This is a genomic window from Enterococcus sp. AZ171 (genome assembly GCF_051714005.1).
GTDB classification, from domain to species: domain Bacteria; phylum Bacillota; class Bacilli; order Lactobacillales; family Enterococcaceae; genus Enterococcus_B; species Enterococcus_B pernyi.
Genome location: NZ_JBIORA010000001.1, coordinates 1,228,176 through 1,249,574 on the forward strand (window position 1 = coordinate 1,228,176; position 21,399 = coordinate 1,249,574).

Consider the following 21,399-nt stretch of genomic DNA (forward strand, 5'->3'; position numbering starts at 1 on the left):
CATTGTGATTTTACAAACAAAAAATTAAGGTAGCAATCAAAAAAAGCGAACGTTTAAAAATGTTCGCTTTTTTACACGAAAACTTAATTAAAGGTAAAATACAACTTTTTTATAATAAAAAGCTTGATTTTTTAATGAAATTACGTTAAATTACTTGAGGTGCTAAAAATAAGCACGTAAAAAGTAGATAATGTTCGTGTTTTTTACGAATATGAAATCGAGAGGACGATATGATGAAAGTATTTGATTACGAAGATATTCAACTGATTCCTAATAAATGTATCGTAAACAGCCGTTCAGAATGTGATACAACTGTGACTTTAGGTTCACATACCTTTAAAATGCCAGTTGTACCAGCAAATATGCAAACGATCATTGATGAAACGATTGCGGAATTTTTAGCTGAAAATGGTTATTTCTATATCATGCATCGTTTTGAAGAAGAAGCACGAATCCCATTTATCGAAAAAATGAAAGCAAGAAATTTAATTTCTTCTATTAGTGTAGGCGTGAAAAAAGACGAGTATGCTTTTGTAGAAGAATTAGCAGAAAAATCGCTTGTACCAGATTATATTACAATTGATATTGCCCATGGACATTCAAATGCTGTGATCGCGATGATCCAGCATATCAAAAAGCATTTACCAGATACGTTTGTCATTGCAGGGAACGTCGGCACGCCAGAAGCCGTTCGAGAATTAGAAAATGCTGGAGCAGATGCGACGAAAGTCGGCATTGGCCCAGGAAAAGTATGTATCACAAAAATCAAAACTGGTTTTGGTACTGGTGGTTGGCAATTAGCGGCACTAAGATGGTGCGCGAAAGCTGCCCGCAAACCTATCATTGCTGACGGTGGCATCCGTACACCTGGAGATGTCGCGAAATCAGTACGTTTTGGTGCGACGATGGTGATGATCGGTTCATTGTTTGCAGGACACGAAGAATCACCAGGAGAAACAAAAGTTGAGAACGGTGTCGTTTACAAAGAATATTTTGGATCAGCTTCTGAATTCCAAAAAGGCGAAAAGAAAAATGTTGAAGGTAAGAAAATTTGGATTCAACACAAAGGATCTTTAAAAGATACGTTAGTTGAAATGCAACAAGATTTACAATCTTCGATTTCTTATGCCGGTGGTCGTGATTTAGAATCGATTCGTAAAGTCGATTATGTCATCGTTAAAAACTCGATTTTCAATGGGGATACGATTTAATTCGAAGTAAGAGAGGTCGGGACGGAAGTGTTCAGCCTCGAGAAATAAGGCGCCATCCACGAAAATTGTTTTTCAAATTTTTGTGGATGGCGCCTTATTTTTCGAAGAGGTTACTTTTGTTCCCGCCGTTTATTCGGTTATAGGTGGGTGAGGTGAACGAATGTCCCACTCCCTTTTTTTACATTTTTTTTCTTTTTGAAACTAAGCTACAATAGTAGAAAGTAAATATTTGGAGAATGCACATGTGGACGAGAATAACTAAACATAAAGGTTCTGCTTACCAACAGATCATGGATCAAATTTTGAAGAAAATCGAAAATGGGCAATTGCAACCAGGAGATAAATTACCTTCTGAAAGAATGTTTGCTGATTTTTTTGGTGTGAATCGTACGACTGTTGTTCATGCGTTAGATGAATTGCGTGGGCTAGGGATATTGGAAAGTCGTCAAGGGAGTGGTCGGTTTATTTCTTCGGTGACTTGGGGTGATTTTTCAGAGCCGCGGATCGATTGGCGTCAATTGATCTCTGCAAGATACGATAAAATCGTTGATAGTTACGGAGAAAAAGTCAAAGAAGCAAGTCGGAAATCCGATTTTTTAGATTTATATTCAAGTGAAATGCCGCTTGATGTATTACCTAATATGAAGATGCCCAATTATACATTAGAAGGTATTTTAAAAGAAGAACAAGCCGTTTCCGTGTTTGGGTATCAACCGCTGATGGCGCAGATCAGAGAACGCTTGATCAGAAATAACGGATTTTCGTTTAAAAAAAGTCAATTGCTAATCACTGGTGGGGGACAACAAGCGATCTTTCTGATTTTACAAACCATTTTGTCGGTAGGAGATGCCATCGCGGTGGAATCCCCCACTTTTTTCTACCGCTTGCCATTGTTTAAAGCACTTGGTACCCGCTTGTTCGGTATTCCGATGGATGATCAAGGGATTGATCTAGAAAAATTGGAAGAAGCTATTCATAAGCATAAGATCAAAGCGGTCTTAGTCAATCCAAATTTTCAAAATCCGACAGGTACAGTGATGGCTGCTGAACGTCGCCAACGTTTAGTCGCGCTGTGCCGCAAATACCAATTGCCGATCATAGAAGACGATGTATTTGCAGATTTAGCCTTTTCTCCGGAGAAACAAGCTTCGATCGCTCCGATCCATGCGATTGATCCGGAAAATGTATTGTATGTCGGCTCGTTATCGCGTTTGTTGGGGGAAACGACTAAAATTGGTTGGATCGTGGGCCCAACTATTCTGATCCAACGATTGTCTGAGGCACAAAAAATGATGGATGTCTCTTTGAGTATCTTTACACAAATGGCCGCAACTGCTGTTTTTGATTCTTCTTTTGACCAAAACATGGCAAGTCTGTGTCAACGACTAGAAAAGAACAGTCAGCTTTTACGTAGTTGGGTCGATTCGCAAGACTTCTTTCATTTAGCCCCTCTTGCAGGCGGATATTATGGCTGGTTGACTTGGGAGGGTGAAAAGTTCACGAAAGTATTAGCAGAAAGATTATTACGTGAGGGGTTAGGTGTGGCTCCAGGTTATCTTTTTGGCGAAGACATTGGTTTAAGAATCAACTATAGCCGTATGAGTCCTGATGTCCTACCATTGTTCGTTTCACGAATGGACAAACTACGTACATGGTTGGAAGCGAAAGAGAAGCAATAGTAAGAAAAGAAAGAGTAACTTTTGTTATTTTTTCTTTTCTTTTTTATTTTGTGAAGAAATTTCTGGAAAAGTTGGCGTATTGCCTGTTAATTAAAAGAAATATGTAATTGGACAGGCTTATTGTTTGTAAAAAAGCCTATGTTAAGGATAAAATTAAAGTAAGTGGTTTGTGTAATCACTCACTATCGAGAAAAAAATTAATACAGTGATTGGTAAAAGGTTGTAACAACTTGAATACAGAAAAGAAACGATTGTTATAAAAGGGGAGAAACATCTCTATGTTTTTTTAGAAAAAATGTAAACCGCTTACTACCTTGTGATTACCTTCACTATTTTAACAGAGATAGGGATTGTTATAATTTTTTTAAATGGTGAAAATTTGTGCTTAAAGCTTGTATTTCGGAGGAATACGTGATAATTTATTAGTGAAGCCGGAGAAATAGTGATACAGATATCGTCGCTGTTTCAACCGCGGAATGAAGAGAGTTTCTTATAGATGAGAGAGGAATGTGTGATAAATGGCAAACAAGAAAACACCTATCGACTTCCAAGCGTTGCTTGAAGAAGTCAATTCAGATTTTCCGGTATACCAAGCACTTGATCAAGATGGGAAAGTAGTAAACCCTGATCTTGTTCCAGATTTGACAGATGAAGAGTTAGTAGAATTGATGACTAGCATGGTTTGGTCTCGTGTATTGGATCAACGCTCAACAGCATTGAACCGTCAAGGACGTTTAGGATTTTTTGCTCCTACTGCTGGACAAGAAGCAAGTCAATTAGCTAGTGCATTCGCTTTTGACAAAGAAGATGTACTATTACCAGGTTACCGTGATGTTCCACAATTGATCAAACACGGCTTACCTTTATCTCAAGCATTTCTATGGTCTCGTGGGCATGCAGCTGGTAACTTCTACCCAGAAGAATTGAAAGCTCTACCACCACAAATCATTATTGGTGCACAATACGTCCAAGCAGCAGGTGTTGCATTAGGACTTAAAAAACGTAACAAGAAAAATGTTGTTTTCACTTATACAGGTGATGGCGGTTCTTCTCAAGGTGACTTCTATGAAGCAATCAACTTTGCTGGAGCTTACCATGCGAATGCTGTATTCTACATCCAAAACAATGGATTTGCGATTTCAACACCTCGTGAAAAACAAACAGCAGCAAAAACATTAGCGCAAAAAGCAGTAGCAGCTGGTATCCCTGGTATCCAAGTAGATGGTATGGACCCATTAGCCGTTTATACTGTTTCAAAAATTGCACGTGACTGGGCAGTCTCTGGTAACGGACCTGTATTGATCGAAACATTGACTTACCGTTACGGTCCACATACATTATCTGGTGATGACCCAACACGTTACCGTGAAAAAGATGTTGACGATGAATGGCAATTAAAAGATCCATTGATCCGTTTCCGTAAATACCTAACTGAAAAAGGTTTATGGAGCGAAGAAAAAGAAGAAGCAGTCATCGAACAAACAAAAGAAGAAATCAAAGCAGCAATTGCTGAAGCAGATAAAGTTCCAAAACAAAAAGTTTCAGATTTCTTGAAAAATATGTTTGAAGAAACACCACAAACAATCAAAGAACAAATTGCAATCTATGAAGCGAAGGAGTCGAAATAACCATGGCACAAAAAACAATGATTCAAGCAATCACAGATGCCTTAGCACTTGAACTTGAAAACGACGAAAACGTACTCGTTTTTGGTGAAGATGTCGGCAAAAACGGAGGCGTATTCCGTGCAACTGAAGGATTGCAAGAAAAGTTCGGTGAAGACCGCGTATTTGACACTCCTTTAGCAGAATCAGGTATTGCCGGATTAGGTTTCGGTTTAGCACTTGAAGGATTCCGTCCTGTCCCTGAAATCCAATTCTTTGGCTTTATTTTTGAAGCAATGGATGAAGTTGTAGCACAAATGGCTCGTACGAGATACCGTATGGGTGGAACAAGAAATATTCCAGTAACGATCCGTTCACCATTTGGTGGTGGTGTTCATACACCTGAATTACACTCAGATAACTTAGAAGGATTGATTGCTCAATCTCCTGGTATCCGTGTAGTGATTCCGTCAAACCCATATGATGCAAAAGGATTATTGATTGCTTCTATTAGAAGTAATGACCCTGTTGTTTTCTTGGAGCATATGAAACTTTATCGTTCATTCCGAGAGGAAGTGCCAGATGAAGCGTACGAAGTGCCTTTAGATAAAGCCGCAGTGACTCGTGAAGGAACAGATGTATCAATCATCACTTACGGTGCAATGGTACGTGAAGCCATCAAGGCAGCAGATAATCTTGAAAAAGAAGGTATCTCTGTTGAGATCGTTGACCTACGAACAGTTGCTCCATTAGATGTTGAAACAATCATCAAATCTGTTGAAAAAACAGGACGTGTCGTTGTTGTTCAAGAAGCACAACGTCAAGCAGGCGTAAGCACTCAAGTAATCTCTGAAATCTCTGAACGTGCAATTCTTTCATTAGAAGCACCAATCGGACGCGTTTCTGCACCAGATACTGTTTTCCCATTCGGTCAAGCAGAAAACATCTGGTTGCCAAATGCTTCTGACATCGAAGCAAAAGTAAAAGAAATCGCAGAATTTTAAGGAAAGAAAGGACGTTAAAAACCCATGGCTTACCAATTTAAATTACCTGATATCGGTGAAGGTATCGCAGAAGGTGAAATCGTTAAATGGTTCGTTCAACCAGGCGATACGATCAATGAAGACGATACATTATTAGAAGTACAAAATGACAAATCAGTGGAAGAAATTCCATCTCCAGTAACAGGAACAGTGAAAAGCATCGTTGTTCCAGAAGGTACAGTTGCAAATGTTGGTGACGTATTAGTTGAGATCGATGCACCAGGACATGAAGGAAACGAAGAAAGCGGAAGCGAAGGCGTGGCAGCTACTGAGCAAACACCTGAAGCACCTGCTGCTGAACCAACAACAGAAAGTTCATCTGCATCAGCAGAAGCTTCTGACGGTGGCGTATTCCAATTCAAATTACCTGATATCGGTGAAGGTATCGCAGAAGGTGAAATCGTTAAATGGTTTGTTAAAGCCGGTGACACGATCAATGAAGACGATACATTATTAGAAGTGCAAAATGACAAATCAGTGGAAGAAATTCCATCTCCAGTAACAGGGACTGTGAAAACAATCGTTGTTTCTGAAGGTACAGTTGCAAATGTTGGTGACGTATTGGTTGAGATCGACGCGCCAGGACACAATAGTGCACCTGCAAGCAAACCAGCGGCAGCAACTTCTGATGCAAAAGTGGAAACTTCAGGTTCTTCAAGTATCCCTGAAGCGGCAAACCCAGATAAACGCGTATTAGCAATGCCATCTGTTCGTCAATTCGCTCGCGAAAAAGACGTGGATATCAGTCAAGTTTCTGCAACTGGAAAAGGCGGACGTGTGACAAAAGAAGATATCGAAAACTTCTTATCTGGCGGAGGCGCTCCAGCAGCTGCAAGCAAACCTGCTGAATCAGCTGCACCAACAGAAGCATCTGCTGAAAAACCAGCTGAAACAAAAGCTGCTCCAGCAAAAGCATTCAAATCAAACTTAGGCGATCTAGAAGAACGTGTGGCATTGACACCAACACGTAAAGCAATTGCCAAAGCAATGGTCAACAGCAAACAAACAGCACCTCATGTCACTTTACATGATGAAGTTGAAGTAACAAATCTTTGGGATAACCGTAAGAAATTCAAAGAAGTGGCAGCTGCTAACGGCACGAAATTAACGTTCTTGCCTTACGTTGTCAAAGCGTTGACTGCAACAGTCAAAAAATTCCCAATCTTGAATGCGTCAATCGATGATGCAAAACAAGAAATCGTTTATAAAAACTATTACAATATCGGTATCGCAACAGATACAGACCATGGTTTGTATGTGCCAAACGTGAAAGATGCTGACCGTAAAGGAATGTTTGCGATCGCAGACGAAATCAACGAGAAAGCAAAACTTGCTCATGATGGCAAACTAGCGGCAGACGATATGCGTAACGGAACGATCACGATCAGTAACATTGGTTCAGTTGGTGGCGGCTGGTTCACACCAGTAATCAACTACCCTGAAGTAGCAATCTTAGGTGTAGGAACAATTGCACAACAACCAATCGTCAATGCTGAAGGTGAAATCGTTGTTGGCCGAGTGATGAAATTATCATTGAGTTTCGATCACCGAATCGTCGATGGTGCGACAGCACAACAAGCAATGAATAACATCAAACGTTTATTAGCTGATCCAGAGCTATTAATGATGGAAGGATGAGAAACAAATGGTAGTTGGAGATTTTGCTGTTGAATTAGACACAGTTGTAATCGGTGCGGGACCTGGCGGCTATGTCGCTGCCATCCGCGCTGCTGAAATGGGCCAAAAAGTAGCGATCATTGAAAGAGAATATATCGGCGGCGTTTGTTTGAACGTTGGTTGTATTCCTTCTAAAGCGTTGATCGCAGCAGGTCATCATTATCAAGAATCACTTGATTCATCGATGTTCGGTGTAACAAGTGAGAATGTCTCACTAGATTTTACAAAAACACAAGAGTGGAAAGACAACAAAGTAGTGAAAACATTGACTTCAGGTGTCGGCTACTTGTTGAAAAAACACAAAGTTGAAACGATCGAGGGCGAAGCATTCTTCGTAGATGATCATACATTACGTGTGATCCATCCGGATTCTGCTCAAACTTATTCATTCAACCATGCTATCGTTGCGACAGGTTCTCGTCCAATCGAAATCCCTGGATTCAAATTTGGTGGTCGTGTCTTAGATTCTACAGGTGGATTAAGCCTAACAGAAGTTCCTAAGAAATTCGTCATCATCGGCGGCGGGGTAATCGGTGCTGAACTTGGTGCGGCTTACGCAAACTTAGGTTCTGAAGTAACGATCCTTGAAGGTTCACCACAAATTTTACCTACGTATGAAAAAGACTTGGTGAAATTAGTGGAAGATGACTTCAAGAAAAAAGGCGTAACAGTCATTACAAATGCAATGGCTAAAGAATCAATCGACAATGGTGATAGCGTAACTGTAAAATATGCAGTAGACGGAAAAGAAGAATCAGTAACAGCTGACTACGTGATGGTCACTGTTGGACGTCGTCCGAATACTGAAGACATGGGCTTAGAACAAGCTGGTGTTGAAATCGGTGAACGTGGCTTGATTCCAGTTGATAATCAAGGACGTACAAATGTACCTAACATCTTTGCAATCGGCGACATCGTTCCAGGCGCTGCTTTAGCACATAAAGCAAGTTATGAAGCAAAAATCGCCGCAGAAGCAATCTCTGGCAAAAAAGTAGCAGTTGACTACAAAGCAATGCCAGCTGTTGCCTTTACTGATCCTGAATTAGCATCAGTAGGGATGACGATCAAAGAAGCAAAAGAAGCCGGACTAGAAGCAACAGCTTACAAATTCCCATTCTCAGGGAACGGTCGTGCTTTATCATTAGGTAAAACAGAAGGCTTTATCCGCTTAGTGACAACGAATGAAGACAATGTCATCATCGGTGCGCAAATCGGTGGAGTTGGAGCAAGTGATATGGTTTCTGAACTTGCTTTGGCAATCGAATCAGGTATGAACGCTGAAGATATCGCATTGACGATCCATCCACATCCATCTTTAGGTGAGATCACAATGGACGCAGCTGAATTAGCTTTAGGCTTACCGATCCATATTTAATCATTCAACTAAATGCAACTTTCTCTGAGAAGAGAGAGTTGTGTTTTTTTATACTCTAAATAGCGACTATAAAATTATTATGTAAACTAAAATAGAGCAAAACCACTTGGAAGAAGTCTTCTTTCTATGATAAACTGAAAGGGATGAATAGAATAGGAGATAATATCTATGAATGAGTATCAATATCCATTAGACTTGGACTGGACCACTGAAGAAATGGTCATCGTGATGAACATGTGGGAAGCCCTCGAAAAAGCGAATGAACAAGGAATCAATAATCAGGAATTTCTATCAACCTATCAACAATTCAAAACAGTGATCAAATCGATCGGAGAAGAAAAACGGTTAGGACGCGAGTTTGAAAAAGCTTCTGGCTATTCGCTATACCGTACTATTCAAGAGGCAAAGAAGAACACCAACAAAATGCTAAAAATGAATGGGTGAGACGATGGAGAAAATGATTGAGGAAATAATTGCCTGGTTGGCAGCAGCAAAAGAAAAGATCCTCCATGCACAAAATGAGCAACTAACAGTTGCAGAAAAAACGAATCGTAAAGATCTAGTGACAAACATGGATCGAGAAATCCAAGCATTTCTGATCAATAAAATCCATTCTGCCTATCCTCAAGCAAAAATTTTGGCAGAAGAAGAAGGATACAACAACTTATCTGATTTGAGTGGTCAAGTCTTTATCATTGACCCCATTGATGGTACGTTGAACTTCGTGGTACAAGGAGAAAATTTTTGTATCATGCTTGCTTATTACGAAGATGGAGTGGGACAGCTAGGATTCATCTATGATGTCATGCGAGATGAATTATACTGGGGCGGTAAAACGATCGGTGTTTACAAAAATGATGTGAAATTACCCCAACCGCAAGACCTTCCATTAGACAAAGGATTAGTAGCAATCAATAGCTATCTCTTCGGTCATGATCGATTCAACATCCATGCGATTGGTGAACAAAGTATCGGCGTTCGGATGTGTGGCTGTGCAGGCTTAGAATTGATTGCGATGTTAAAAGGCAACCACATCGGCTATATCTCTAATCTAAGTCCCTGGGATTACGCAGCTGGTAATGTCTTGTTGGAAGAATTCGGTATGCGATATAGTGGGTTTTCCGGTGCACCATTGAGTTTCAGTGGCAGAGAATATTATTTAGCCGCAACTCCAACCGCCTATGCGACCATGCTTGACATGCTTCAATTGGATTGATTATTTTTCTAGCTTTGAGATACATCCATCAAAAAAGTTCTTATAAAATAAGTGGGGGACGATAAAATTGCTTTTTTGAGCAATGTAATCCTTCGCTTATTTTTTTGATCGATGATAGTATCGGAACAGTCATTTATAGAAGATGCTAATGAAAAAGTTTTTGTAATGACTTTTTTTTACATAAATTCGGATTTTTCGGGCTGTTTTGATTAGAAAAAGGGCGAATTATTAATTTTCTCGAAAAAATGAAAACATTTCACTATATTTCATGAAAAAAGTTTGGTATAATAAACAGTCGAGTAAAATTGCCCTGTGATAAAGAATCGATAAAAAAGGAGTTACTTAAATTGAATAAAAGAAATGACATCCGTAACGTAGCGATCATCGCCCACGTCGACCACGGAAAAACAACATTAGTTGATGAACTATTAAAACAATCTGACACATTAGACGCCCACACTCAATTACAAGAACGTGCGATGGACTCAAACGCACTTGAACAAGAACGTGGAATCACAATCTTAGCGAAAAATACAGCTGTTGATTATAAAGGGATTCGCGTCAATATCATGGATACACCTGGACACGCGGACTTCGGTGGTGAAGTAGAACGTATCATGAAAATGGTAGACGGCGTTGTCTTAGTTGTAGATGCCTATGAAGGCACCATGCCTCAAACACGTTTCGTATTGAAAAAGGCTTTAGAGCAACATATCACACCGATCGTTGTTGTAAACAAGATCGACAAACCATCCGCTCGTCCTGAGTATGTGGTAGATGAAGTCTTAGAATTATTTATCGAATTAGGCGCAGACGATGATCAATTGGATTTCCCAGTGATCTATGCATCTGCTTTGAACGGAACATCTAGCTTATCCGATGATCCAGCGGACCAAGAACCAACAATGGCACCGATCTTTGATACAATTGTCGAAGCTATTCCTGCACCAGTTGACAATAGCGATGAACCTTTACAGTTCCAAGTATCATTACTTGATTACAATGATTATGTTGGACGTATCGGTATCGGCCGTGTCTTCAGAGGGAAAATCAAAGTTGGTGACCAAGTATCACTGATCAAACTTGATGGCACAGTGAAGAAATTCCGTGTGACAAAATTATTTGGTTTCTTTGGCTTACAACGTTTAGAGATCCAAGAAGCTAAAGCTGGTGACTTGATCGCTGTCTCAGGAATGGAAGATATCTTCGTTGGGGAAACAGTTACACCAGTCGATCATCAAGAAGCATTACCGATCTTGCATATCGATGAACCAACATTACAAATGACTTTCTTAGTCAATAACTCTCCATTTGCTGGACGCGAAGGAAAATACGTGACATCACGTAAAATCGAAGAACGTTTGATGGCAGAATTACAAACAGACGTTTCACTTCGTGTTGAACCAACGAATTCACCAGATGCTTGGACAGTTTCAGGTCGTGGTGAACTTCACTTATCGATCTTGATCGAGAACATGCGTCGTGAAGGTTATGAGTTACAAGTATCACGTCCAGAAGTTATCGAAAGAGAGATCGATGGCGTAAAATGTGAACCATTTGAACGTGTTCAAATCGACACACCAGAAGAATACATGGGTAGTGTCATCGAATCATTGAGCCAACGTAAAGGTGAAATGCAAGATATGGTTCATACAGGAAATGGTCAAATTCGTTTGACATTCTTGACACCTGCTCGTGGATTGATCGGTTACTCAACAGAATTCTTGTCAATGACTCGTGGTTACGGAATCATGAACCATACATTTGATCAATACTTGCCAATGCTTCCTGGCCAAATCGGCGGACGTCACCAAGGTGCGTTAGTATCCATCGATACAGGTAAAGCAACAACGTATTCAATCATGAGTATCGAAGAACGTGGTACTGTATTTGTTGAACCAGGGACAGAAGTCTACGAAGGTATGATCATCGGTGAAAACAGCCGTGAGAATGACTTGACAGTCAATATCACAAAAGCAAAACAAATGACTAACGTTCGTTCAGCTAACAAAGACCAAACATCAGTCATCAAAAAACCAAAACAATTAACACTTGAAGAATCATTAGAATTCTTGAACGACGATGAATACTGTGAAGTAACACCAGAAAACATCCGTCTAAGAAAACAAATCTTAGAAAAAAATGCGCGTGAAAAAGCATCTAAAAAGAAAAAATAATAATTTTGACCGAATCCTAGAGAAAGCTCTGGGATTCGGTTTTTTTGTTATATAGGATCGATCATCAAATCAAACATAGTTATTCAATAAAATACTAGCTAAAAGCCGTTGGTGTACCACTTTTCTCTATCCGATGTTTTTTTAGTATAGTCAAAATAAATCATAAAATTATACGATTTCTTGATGGATAAGATTAAATAACAATATTCTTTCAATTTATACCAATTAATAGGGAAAAAACGGCGTTATCAAAAAGTGTATTTAGGTTTAGAGTTAAAGTAGGAAAGTTCTAATAGAATATTATTAATGATGGAGGATGAATAAAATGTAAAAAAGAAAAAATAAATGACGTTATAATAAAATGAAGCTTTGCTTTTGAATGATCATTAGAAAAAAGGAGGAGTATAGAAGACTCAAGATGAGAATGATTGCTTACTCAACTGAATATTTTCTAAGACTTCTCCGAATATACTTGTAGAATAAATGGAGGTAAATCTTAGAAAAATGAAAAAGACAAAAATTCTGAATAGCCTGATAATTATCGGCTTGGTGTTAGGAAGTATGAATGATGCTGTTGTACAAGCAATTTCGAGCATAGAGTCAAAGACTGAGAAGACATCATTGGTTGAAAAAAAACAACTCTCAGTAGAACCAAACAAAGAAGAAGACAAAATAAACAACAAAAAAATAGCTATTAAAGAAGAAAGTAATGAACAACCAATTGAGAAAAATAAAAGGACTAGTGCTAAGAATAATAATCCGAGCGATAATTTTGATAGTGTTAGCAACGGTAATTACTTTAAACCGACTACTGATGCAACTTTACTGAAAATTGGTGAAGAGCAGGCAGTTCGAGTGCAATCAGATTTGTCAAAAACAACTTTTAATATTTCTGAGTTGCAACACGAGAAAGACGACAGCTTTGAAGTTTTAAATTTTTCTAAGAGTATTTTTCCGAATGATAAAGGAATGGTTATGTGGCCATTAGGTGGAGGGCGTAATAATGTCTATTGGACGCAAGTAGATTCTAACAGTGGAATTTGGCGGATGCGCCTATACGCTTCAATGGCTTCAACAAGCGAGCCTTATTTAAATGCAAGTTTTACTCGACTAAAATACGGTTCTGTCAGTGGGAATGAAGTATTTGTCTTTCCAAGAGTGGCTTATTTATCGAATCCTACATCTAATGTTAACGATGTGAAACCATTTCTCATGGCAGCTACATTTGAAGTACGGTTACCGACTGCTGAAGAGGAAATCGGTAAAATTGTAGCAACTGCCAAAGAAGGTACACATAAACTCATGCAAAATACTCAACCGATCCCTAATCCAGAAACTTATCTAGATGTAAAAAATACACGTGGAAAAGTTGAATATAGTTGGAAAATAGCCCCTGATACAACGAAAGTAGGAAAGCAAGATACGAAGATTTTAGTAAAAGACGAGTCGGGTAGAGAAATAGAAGCAGTAGTTCCAATCACTGTAGAACCTCTAGCTGTAGAAATCGAGGGAAAACCAGGACCATTTGACATTTATCAATATGATAAATTGCCAGATGTGACTGAATACTTTGAAGTAACAAATCTGTATGGTACCTATACGCTAAAATGGTTTGATGATGTGAATACTGATTCGCCAGGCGAACAAACATGGCGAGCAAAAGTAACAACTTCTGATGGACGTGAAGCAACTGCTTCGATTCAGATGGATGTGACGCCACATGAGGGCTTAAAGGTTAACCTCAAATCAATTGAAGATCGAAAACTCAGTTATAATTATCCAACATTTGCAACAAACTTTAGAGATTATATTGATTCGGTCACTATGCATGGTGAACCAGTCGAATTAAGAGATCTTGAATTTATTCCACAAGAAAGTGTGGAGGCAGATTATCGGATAGGTGGTCTTCAAACGCTCAAATTGACAGTTCAAACCAAGCACCCAAATAGCGGTGTGATGATTAAGGGAACTGGTGAGGTAACACTCAATGTTCTTTGGGACCACTCGATTTTGATGAAATCAATCAATGGTGAATCAGCTGGATCATTTACTTTAAGAACAGATAATTCAGGAAATGAGACGGCAAAAGTTGTATTTGGGATGGGGATACCAACCTCAATAAATACGGCAGTTGGTCCGCAGAGTTCCCCATTTTCGCTATATTATTCGTTTGAAGTTTTACGAGGCGAAACAGTCGTTTATAGCCAAGAAGTGACAAATCGCGCAACTTGGCAGCAAATCATGGATAAATTTGGAGATTCTACTGGAGCGATCGATGTCCGTTATGGTGATGTCATTAAGATATATCATCCAGAACGAACGCCTAATAGTTCAGTCTTGATGATTGACGAACAGGAACAGGATTATACATATGATACGGCGTACGCCTACTACAAGATTACTCCTTATGGATTTGATCCATTCCCCTTGCTAGAAGCAGAAGCTTCACAAAAGAGTTTTGTTTTAGGCGAGAACACTAAGACAATTGATCCAGCTTCATTAATAAAGAATGTAACGATCAATGGTCGAGTAGTTGATAGTAGTTTATACGAAGTGGAATCATTGATCGATTTTGATACAAGTAGTATTGGAACAAGAAAAATGAAATTGAAAGTCACGATGAATGATGGACTTTCAGCAGAGGAATTCGAAGTCGATTACCAAGTCAAATGGGGCAGCACATTTGTGCTAAAAGGCTTGAATGATGCGACGGTTGGCGCATTTAGTCTACTAAAAGAAAACGATCAATGGGCATTGCATGCTAGTCAAGGAGTAAATGGGACAGACTTGAGTCAACCGGTCAATAATCATTTTGGCCGAGACATCTACTATGGTATTGAAGTGATCGAAAATATTACTACCAAATACCAATATAACGTGCTAGGAAATCAATCGATTAGAGATGGGATCGAAGGGTTCAATCAAGGAAAACCATTAACCGTCAAACAAGGTGACGTCATCAAAGTGTATCATGCAGAACCAACAGGTAATAGTCTATTGATGCAAGATGAAATAGCCAAAGACTTTACAATGGGCTCAAATGATGCCTATTACGAAGTCACAGAGCATGGGCTAGAACCGATCCTCGCGATTTCTACGGATACTAAACCACAAGAATTTAGTCTAGGTGATGATGCCACAGAGATTGATGGAACCCAACTGATTAATTATGTGACGATCAACGGTACCGAGTTAACACCGGATCTATATACAGTGAAGCAATTAGGAAACTTCGATACAACCACAGTTGGTCAAAAAGAACTTGCTATCCAATTTGACACAAAAGATGGGGTAGTATCAAAAGTCATCACAGTGCCTTATGAAGTGAAATGGGGCAGAACGATCGTGATGAAATCTAGCACCGGTGGTTCAGCAGGTGTTTTCTCACTGCAAACTACTAATACGACAAGACAATTGAAAATCCATCATGGGTTTGACTCGCCATTAGACGAGCGCTTAGGAAACGATCAAGACCTCTATTATTCAATTGAAGTCCTACGGGGTGAAAGAGTCCATTATAGTCAAGAAGTCCCAGGTCGTGTCACGTTACAAGACGTCATCAACAGCTTTGGAACTAATGGTACTCAAGCTGTCACTGTCCAGTTAGATGATGTGATCAAAATTTATCACCCGCAAAAATCTCCTGGTAGCTCGGTACTGATGGTCGATGAACTAGAAGAGGACTTCACTTATGGTTCAGATTATGCGTATTACAAAGTAACGACTTATGGTTTTGAAGCAATGCCAGTCATGGAAGTCCATACAGCTAATAAAGCCTTTTATCTCGCGCAAGATGTGACTACTGCAGCTGATGCTGAATTAATTGATCGTGTGACGATCAACGGCAAAACAGTCGATCCAGAGGAATACACGATCGAAAGACGTTCAGAAATCGATACGACAACGATAGGAAATAAAAACGTCTCTATGCGTGTGAAAATGAACGATGGTTTATCTAGTGTGCAACTTGAACTGCCTTATCAAGTCAAATGGGGAAGTACATTTGTTCTGAAAGGCGAAGAGAAAGAAGGGAAAAGAGGCATCGTCGGTTCTTTTAGCCTGCTTGATCAAAATGATGAGTTGGCTATCTATGCCACGAAAGGCGAAGATGAAACAGAACTTAATGCGCCAGTCAATCCTGCCTATGGTCGGAATGCCTATTATCGAATCGACATCCTAGCAGATCCTAAAAATAAAGCAAATAGTTTATTTCCCGATAACATCAAATATACTTATGAAGTGGCAGGTAATCAAACGGTTCGTCAAGCAATCGAAGGGTTCAATAATGGCCAATCATTACCTGTGGAAGAAGGAGACATTTTCCGTGTCTACCATGCAGAAACAGATAACCAGAACTTACTGATGTGGGATGATATCGTCAAAAACTATACAGCTGGGTTGAATTACGCTTATTATGAAGTCAAGAATGGCGAGTTTGAGCCGATTACAATGATCCACGCTGATGTTGCTAGTCAGGAACTCGTCTTAGGTGAGAATACCAGTGAGGTAGACGTGACAACGTTGATTGAGAATGTTGCATTCAACGGACAGAGTTTGAACACAGAGCTTTATAAAGTAGAACAAATGGGAGCGTTTGATACCCATACGACAGGAGAAAAAACAGTAACGGTAAAAGTATCGACAGCAGATGGTGTTTCTTCGACTGACATCGAAGTGCCTTATGAAGTGAAATGGGGTAGCACGATCCATTTGAAAAATCGTAAAGGTGAAACGGTTGGATCGTTTGGTTTACTTAAAAACAGCAAACAAATTGAAATCCAATCTGTCCAAGGAACCGATCAAACAGTTTTGAAGAATCGAGTGAATGAATACGATGACACCGAAGTATATTATGGAATCGAAATTCTCAACGAACGTAAGCAAAGCAAATATCAATACGAGGTTCGTGGCACACAAACGATCGAGCAAGCCATTTCACGTTTTAATACTGGTAAATCACTGGCGGTGTCCCCAGGTGATATCGTGAAGGTTTATCACGTAGATACTAGTAACAATTTATTGATGGCAGAAGAGAACGAACGAAACTACACCTATGGCAGTAATTACGCGTATTATAAGGTAACAGATTATGGTTTTGAGCCTACAGGTGAGTTAACAGTTGAACCTGCTCAGCCTTCTTTTGCACAAGGCACTGAAAGAGTTGACCTGAAATCGTTAGTAAAAGAAGTGAAAGTCAATGGGCGTGTAATACCTAAAAACGTCTATACTGTTTCTTTAGATGGAACATCTGAAATCGATACAGAAACTATGGGCAGTCGTTTTGTTTCTCTCGATGTCAAAGTGGATCGGAGTTATGGGAGTTTATCTACTCGTACAGAATCTTCATATGAAATCGTTGAACCTGGACAAGAAACAGCGCCAGGAGAAGAGGACGCTAGTGCAGAAGATGGTACTGGTACATCCAACGATCCAGATGCAGATGGAATTTCAGCAGAGACTGGATTAGGTGAGGGTTCCGCAGCCGAAGGTGATGAGAGTAAATTGCCACAAACCAATCAAACCATCAATCGAGTACTGCCATATATTGGTGCATGTTTCTTACTAATAGTAGGATTTGTTTTTTGGAAACGAAAAATGTCTAAGAAATCGTTTGATAAACAGTAACGGATAGTTAAAATGACAACGAAGCAGTTGAAAGAGCGAAGTGATAATTACTTTGGCATTCTTTCAACTGTTTTTTATGATCACTAAAGGAGTCACGGACAAGAAATATAAAAATAAATCCTATGAGCAAAAATCAAAATTCTCGTAATAGGAAGTCAATCATTAGCTGTGGAGAACTTAAAGAAACAAAAAATGAAAGCAAGAACGGCAAGATGAATTTTTTAAAGAACTTTTAAAAAACTCAAAGCACTCTGTTTTTGGTTTCACAAATGGTGTTTTGTTTCACGGAGTTAGGCTTGCTCTTATGAGCAGACAGAAGTAGAATAGATAGTACATGTCTGATGAATCATTTGAGAAAATGCGTAATTAATAGTTAGATGAAAGAAGTAAAACTTGAAAGTGTAAAAACAAACAGAAATCGAGGAGGGCGCATGTGGAGCAGTTATTAAAAAAATATTTTGGATATGAGCTTTTCCGCCCAGGCCAAAAAGAAATCATTGAAAAAATCATGGCTCAAGAAGATGTCTTGGGTATCATGCCGACTGGAAGCGGAAAATCAATATGTTATCAGCTACCTGCGCTAGCCTTGGAAGGGGTGACGATCGTCGTTTCTCCCTTGATCTCTTTGATGAAAGATCAAGTGGATGCTGCGAATCAACTGGGGATCGCTGCTACGTTTATTAATAGTTCATTAGAAGGATATGAAGTGGCACAACGTTTTCGTTCATTAGATGAAGAAAAGTATCAATTGTTATATGTTGCACCAGAACGTTTTATCATGCCTGATTTTATCCAAGCGATGAATCGTTGGTCCGTTCGCTTGATTGCCATTGATGAAGCCCACTGTATCTCGCAATGGGGGCATGATTTCAGACCCAGTTATTTACAGATGGCGAATATTTTAGAAGGTATTCCTCAGCGTCCGCCCATCGTGGCCTTGACAGCAACTGCTACTGTCCCTGTAGCGACAGATATCAAAAGACTTTTAAAAATCCCTGAACAGAACCATATTCAAACTGGATTTGCACGAGAAAATCTGAGGTTGCAGGTTATCAAAGATCAAAAAAAAGAACAATATTTGGTCGAGTATTTAAAAGTGAATCAAAATCAATCCGGCATCATTTATGCCGCGACTAGAAAAGAAGTGGATCGACTATATCAGTTGTTGGCGAAATTTGGTTTTTCCGTTGGCAGATACCACGGCGGTATTTCAGAAAGGGAACGGACGGAAATGCAAGAAGCTTTCCTCTATGATCGTATTCAGCTATTAGTAGCAACGAACGCTTTTGGAATGGGGATCAATAAAAGTAATATTCGTTTTGTCATTCACTACCAAATACCAGGTTCATTAGAAGCATATTATCAGGAAGCTGGTCGTGCCGGAAGAGATGGCTTACCTAGTGAAGCCATTTTGCTATTTGCGCCACAAGATGTGCAAGTCCAAAAGTTTTTTGTTCAACAATCGCAACGTGAGGAAGCACAAAAACATAAGGAATACGACAAGATCCGAGCAATGACTGAATATGTCCATATCGAATCCTGTCTGCAACAATATATTCTTTCTTACTTTGGAGAAGCAAGCGAGCCTTGTCAGCGTTGTGGCAACTGTCTTGATGATCGTGAACTTGTCGATGTGACCACAGAAACGCAAATGGTTTTGTCTTGTTTGAAACGAATGGGTGAGAACTACGGAAAACAATTACTAATGAAAGTCCTTGCCGGATCAAAAGATCAGAAAATCAAACAGTTTCAGTTTGATCGATTGTCTACTTATGGTCTACTAAGGAATCTGTCACAAAAAAATATATTACAGTTGATCGACTATCTGATTTCAAGTGGCTACTTACTTGCGGCTAGTGGTGAATACCCTGTTTTGAAAGTCAGCGATCTTGGGGTGCAAGTGCTTATGGGAAAAGTAACTGTCCACAAAAAGGAACCCAAAAAAGTGCAACAATTGTCGCATGACGAAACGGATGGTCTATTTGAAGTATTACGCCAGTTACGGACTGATTTAGCTGTTGATGCAGGTGTTCCGCCGTATGTTGTTTTTTCAGATGCGACACTCAAAGAAATGAGTCAGCATCGACCAAATGACCGATTGGCACTTCTCCAAATCAAAGGGGTAGGGCAAAGCAAGCTTGATAAGTACGGTGAAATGTTCTTGCAGGTAATCAAAAATTTCCAAGAAAGCGCTACGCCAAGTGACAGTTAAAAAACCTAAAAAAAAGCCTAGATAAATCTAGGTTCTTGCTCAGTTATCGCATAAAATATGCTATAATGAATGAACTTAGAAATGGAGGGAAAGGCAAATGGATTCTCTTTCAAAAGAGACGGCACTCAATGTGTTGATTGATGAGGCAGATCGCATCAAGCGTTTGATCCAAAATCAAACAAACAGTCTTTGTATCTCGCAGTGCAAAGCCTTTGAAGAGGTAGTCGATACACAAATGTATGGATTTTCTCAACAAGTGAGTTTTGCGATACGTGTAGGGATCATTGAAAAAAAAGAAGGGCAACTGATGCTCAGTGAGTTAGAACGTCAATTGAATCACTTATACAATGAAGTTTACCGAGAAAATTATGATAAAAAAGAAAGTGGCAAGGGGGAATAAGCTTGCCGAATAAAGTGAAAAAAAGGCATCTGTTGGATTACAGTATTTTGATTCCATATTTGATTTTATGTATCATCGGGTTGATCATGGTTTATAGCTCCACCTCCTACTTGCTATTAGCAAATGGGAGCAATCCAGCGTCATCAGTCATCAATCAAAGTATTTTTTGGGTGCTTAGCTTGATCGTTATTGCACTCCTATACAAAATGAAAATCGGTGTATTGAAAAATCAGCGATTGATCATGGCGGCTATCGCAGTCTTGACGATTTTATTATTGATCGTCTTATTTTTTGGGGAAGAACGTAATGGTGCAAAAGGTTGGCTTGAAATTGCCGGATTTTCTATCCAGCCCGCCGAATACCTAAAGATCATTGCCATCTGGTATCTTTCCTTTACTTTGTCACAGAGACAAATGAGTGTGCAAAAAAACTTCATTGCAACGGTCAAACGACCTTTATTGTTAGTACTTGCCTTGACAGTGTTAGTGGCAAGTCTACCCGATTTTGGGAATGCAACGGTTATTTTTTTGATCATCATCGTGTTACTATTAGCTAGCGGCGTCAATTATTTTTACACCTTGATCGTCGGTGTCGGAGGAATCATTTTTAGTGTAGTAACAATTTGGTTGATCAACGTGACCCAAGGGAAACTTTTCCCTGGTCGCCTACAATATATTTATCATCGTTTTGAGATTTTTCAAAACCCTTTTACTGATGAATTGAATAACGGACACCAAATGGTGAATGGTTATTATGCGATGTTCAACGGTGGTCTATTCGGTCGCGGATTAGGGAATAGTATCCAGAAAAAAGGATTTCTACAAGAAGCGCAAACCGACTTTATCTATGCCATCGTAGTAGAAGAATTAGGAGTGATCATGGGTATTTTGATCTTAGCTTTATTGATGTTCATGATTGCGCGTATCATCTTAGTGGGCATCCGCTCAAAAGATCCATTCAATTCTTTGCTATGTATCGGGATCGGTTCGATGTTTCTGATCCAAGTATTTGTCAACCTTGGCGGGATCACTGGGATCATCCCATTGACAGGGATCACATTCCCATTCTTGAGTCAAGGTGGTTCGAGTTTGCTGATGCTTTCGATCTGCGTAGGTTTCGTCCTGAATATCAGCGCAGATGAGAAACGTAAGAGTTTAGGTATTTACTAAAATTGACGTAG

At 39.4% G+C, this 21,399-nt stretch carries 13 protein-coding genes; all 13 read left to right on the forward strand.

Features of this window, described 5'->3' with window-relative positions:
* The first annotated feature begins 233 nt into the window (after positions 1-233).
* Positions 234-1,211: a GMP reductase gene (gene guaC / locus IGJ49_RS05985; protein ID WP_019723828.1), complete on the forward strand. Its 978-nt coding sequence runs from the start codon at positions 234-236 to the stop codon at positions 1,209-1,211.
* A gap of 242 nt (positions 1,212-1,453) precedes the next feature.
* Positions 1,454-2,890, forward strand: a complete 1,437-nt coding sequence (locus tag IGJ49_RS05990) for a PLP-dependent aminotransferase family protein (protein WP_438722745.1) — start codon at positions 1,454-1,456, stop codon at positions 2,888-2,890.
* A gap of 518 nt (positions 2,891-3,408) precedes the next feature.
* Entirely contained in the window at positions 3,409-4,518 is a 1,110-nt protein-coding gene (pdhA, locus tag IGJ49_RS05995) for a pyruvate dehydrogenase (acetyl-transferring) E1 component subunit alpha (RefSeq protein WP_438722747.1), read from the forward strand.
* 2 nt (positions 4,519-4,520) lie between these two features.
* A complete protein-coding gene (locus IGJ49_RS06000; protein WP_010735670.1) occupies positions 4,521-5,498 on the forward strand; it encodes an alpha-ketoacid dehydrogenase subunit beta in 978 nt (325 codons plus the stop codon).
* A 24-nt stretch (positions 5,499-5,522) separates the two neighbouring features.
* Positions 5,523-7,175 carry a dihydrolipoyllysine-residue acetyltransferase gene (locus IGJ49_RS06005; RefSeq protein ID WP_023519524.1) on the forward strand — a complete coding sequence of 551 codons (1,653 nt, stop codon included), beginning with the start codon at positions 5,523-5,525 and terminating at the stop codon, positions 7,173-7,175.
* A 7-nt stretch (positions 7,176-7,182) separates the two neighbouring features.
* Positions 7,183-8,589 carry a dihydrolipoyl dehydrogenase gene (gene lpdA, locus IGJ49_RS06010; RefSeq protein ID WP_010735668.1) on the forward strand — a complete coding sequence of 469 codons (1,407 nt, stop codon included), beginning with the start codon at positions 7,183-7,185 and terminating at the stop codon, positions 8,587-8,589.
* A gap of 168 nt (positions 8,590-8,757) precedes the next feature.
* Positions 8,758-9,033 carry a UPF0223 family protein gene (locus IGJ49_RS06015; RefSeq protein ID WP_010735667.1) on the forward strand — a complete coding sequence of 92 codons (276 nt, stop codon included), beginning with the start codon at positions 8,758-8,760 and terminating at the stop codon, positions 9,031-9,033.
* 4 nt (positions 9,034-9,037) lie between these two features.
* Positions 9,038-9,805, forward strand: coding sequence for an inositol monophosphatase family protein (locus IGJ49_RS06020; protein WP_137072328.1), 768 nt, complete (start codon positions 9,038-9,040; stop codon positions 9,803-9,805).
* Positions 9,806-10,152: 347 nt separating this feature from the next.
* Entirely contained in the window at positions 10,153-11,982 is a 1,830-nt protein-coding gene (gene typA / locus IGJ49_RS06025) for a translational GTPase TypA (RefSeq protein WP_010735665.1), read from the forward strand.
* A gap of 504 nt (positions 11,983-12,486) precedes the next feature.
* Positions 12,487-17,607: an LPXTG cell wall anchor domain-containing protein gene (locus IGJ49_RS06030; RefSeq protein ID WP_438722751.1), complete on the forward strand. Its 5,121-nt coding sequence runs from the start codon at positions 12,487-12,489 to the stop codon at positions 17,605-17,607.
* Between the two features lie 433 nt (positions 17,608-18,040).
* On the forward strand, positions 18,041-19,819 hold the full coding sequence (gene recQ, locus IGJ49_RS06035; RefSeq protein ID WP_023519528.1) for a DNA helicase RecQ: 1,779 nt from the start codon (positions 18,041-18,043) through the stop codon (positions 19,817-19,819).
* A 97-nt stretch (positions 19,820-19,916) separates the two neighbouring features.
* Positions 19,917-20,219, forward strand: a complete 303-nt coding sequence (locus IGJ49_RS06040) for a YlaN family protein (protein WP_010735661.1) — start codon at positions 19,917-19,919, stop codon at positions 20,217-20,219.
* A gap of 2 nt (positions 20,220-20,221) precedes the next feature.
* Entirely contained in the window at positions 20,222-21,388 is a 1,167-nt protein-coding gene (locus tag IGJ49_RS06045; RefSeq protein WP_010735660.1) for an FtsW/RodA/SpoVE family cell cycle protein, read from the forward strand.
* The last annotated feature ends 11 nt before the right edge of the window (positions 21,389-21,399 follow it).

Coding starts and splice junctions, on each gene's coding strand:
- IGJ49_RS06005 (WP_023519524.1), top strand. CDS start 5,523: ATGGCTTACCAATTTAAATTACCTGATATCGGTGAAGGTATCGCAGAA.
- IGJ49_RS06040 (WP_010735661.1), top strand. CDS start 19,917: ATGGATTCTCTTTCAAAAGAGACGGCACTCAATGTGTTGATTGATGAG.
- IGJ49_RS06030 (WP_438722751.1), top strand. CDS start 12,487: ATGAAAAAGACAAAAATTCTGAATAGCCTGATAATTATCGGCTTGGTG.
- IGJ49_RS06015 (WP_010735667.1), top strand. CDS start 8,758: ATGAATGAGTATCAATATCCATTAGACTTGGACTGGACCACTGAAGAA.
- IGJ49_RS05990 (WP_438722745.1), top strand. CDS start 1,454: ATGTGGACGAGAATAACTAAACATAAAGGTTCTGCTTACCAACAGATC.
- lpdA (WP_010735668.1), top strand. CDS start 7,183: ATGGTAGTTGGAGATTTTGCTGTTGAATTAGACACAGTTGTAATCGGT.
- IGJ49_RS06000 (WP_010735670.1), top strand. CDS start 4,521: ATGGCACAAAAAACAATGATTCAAGCAATCACAGATGCCTTAGCACTT.
- guaC (WP_019723828.1), top strand. CDS start 234: ATGAAAGTATTTGATTACGAAGATATTCAACTGATTCCTAATAAATGT.
- pdhA (WP_438722747.1), top strand. CDS start 3,409: ATGGCAAACAAGAAAACACCTATCGACTTCCAAGCGTTGCTTGAAGAA.
- IGJ49_RS06020 (WP_137072328.1), top strand. CDS start 9,038: ATGGAGAAAATGATTGAGGAAATAATTGCCTGGTTGGCAGCAGCAAAA.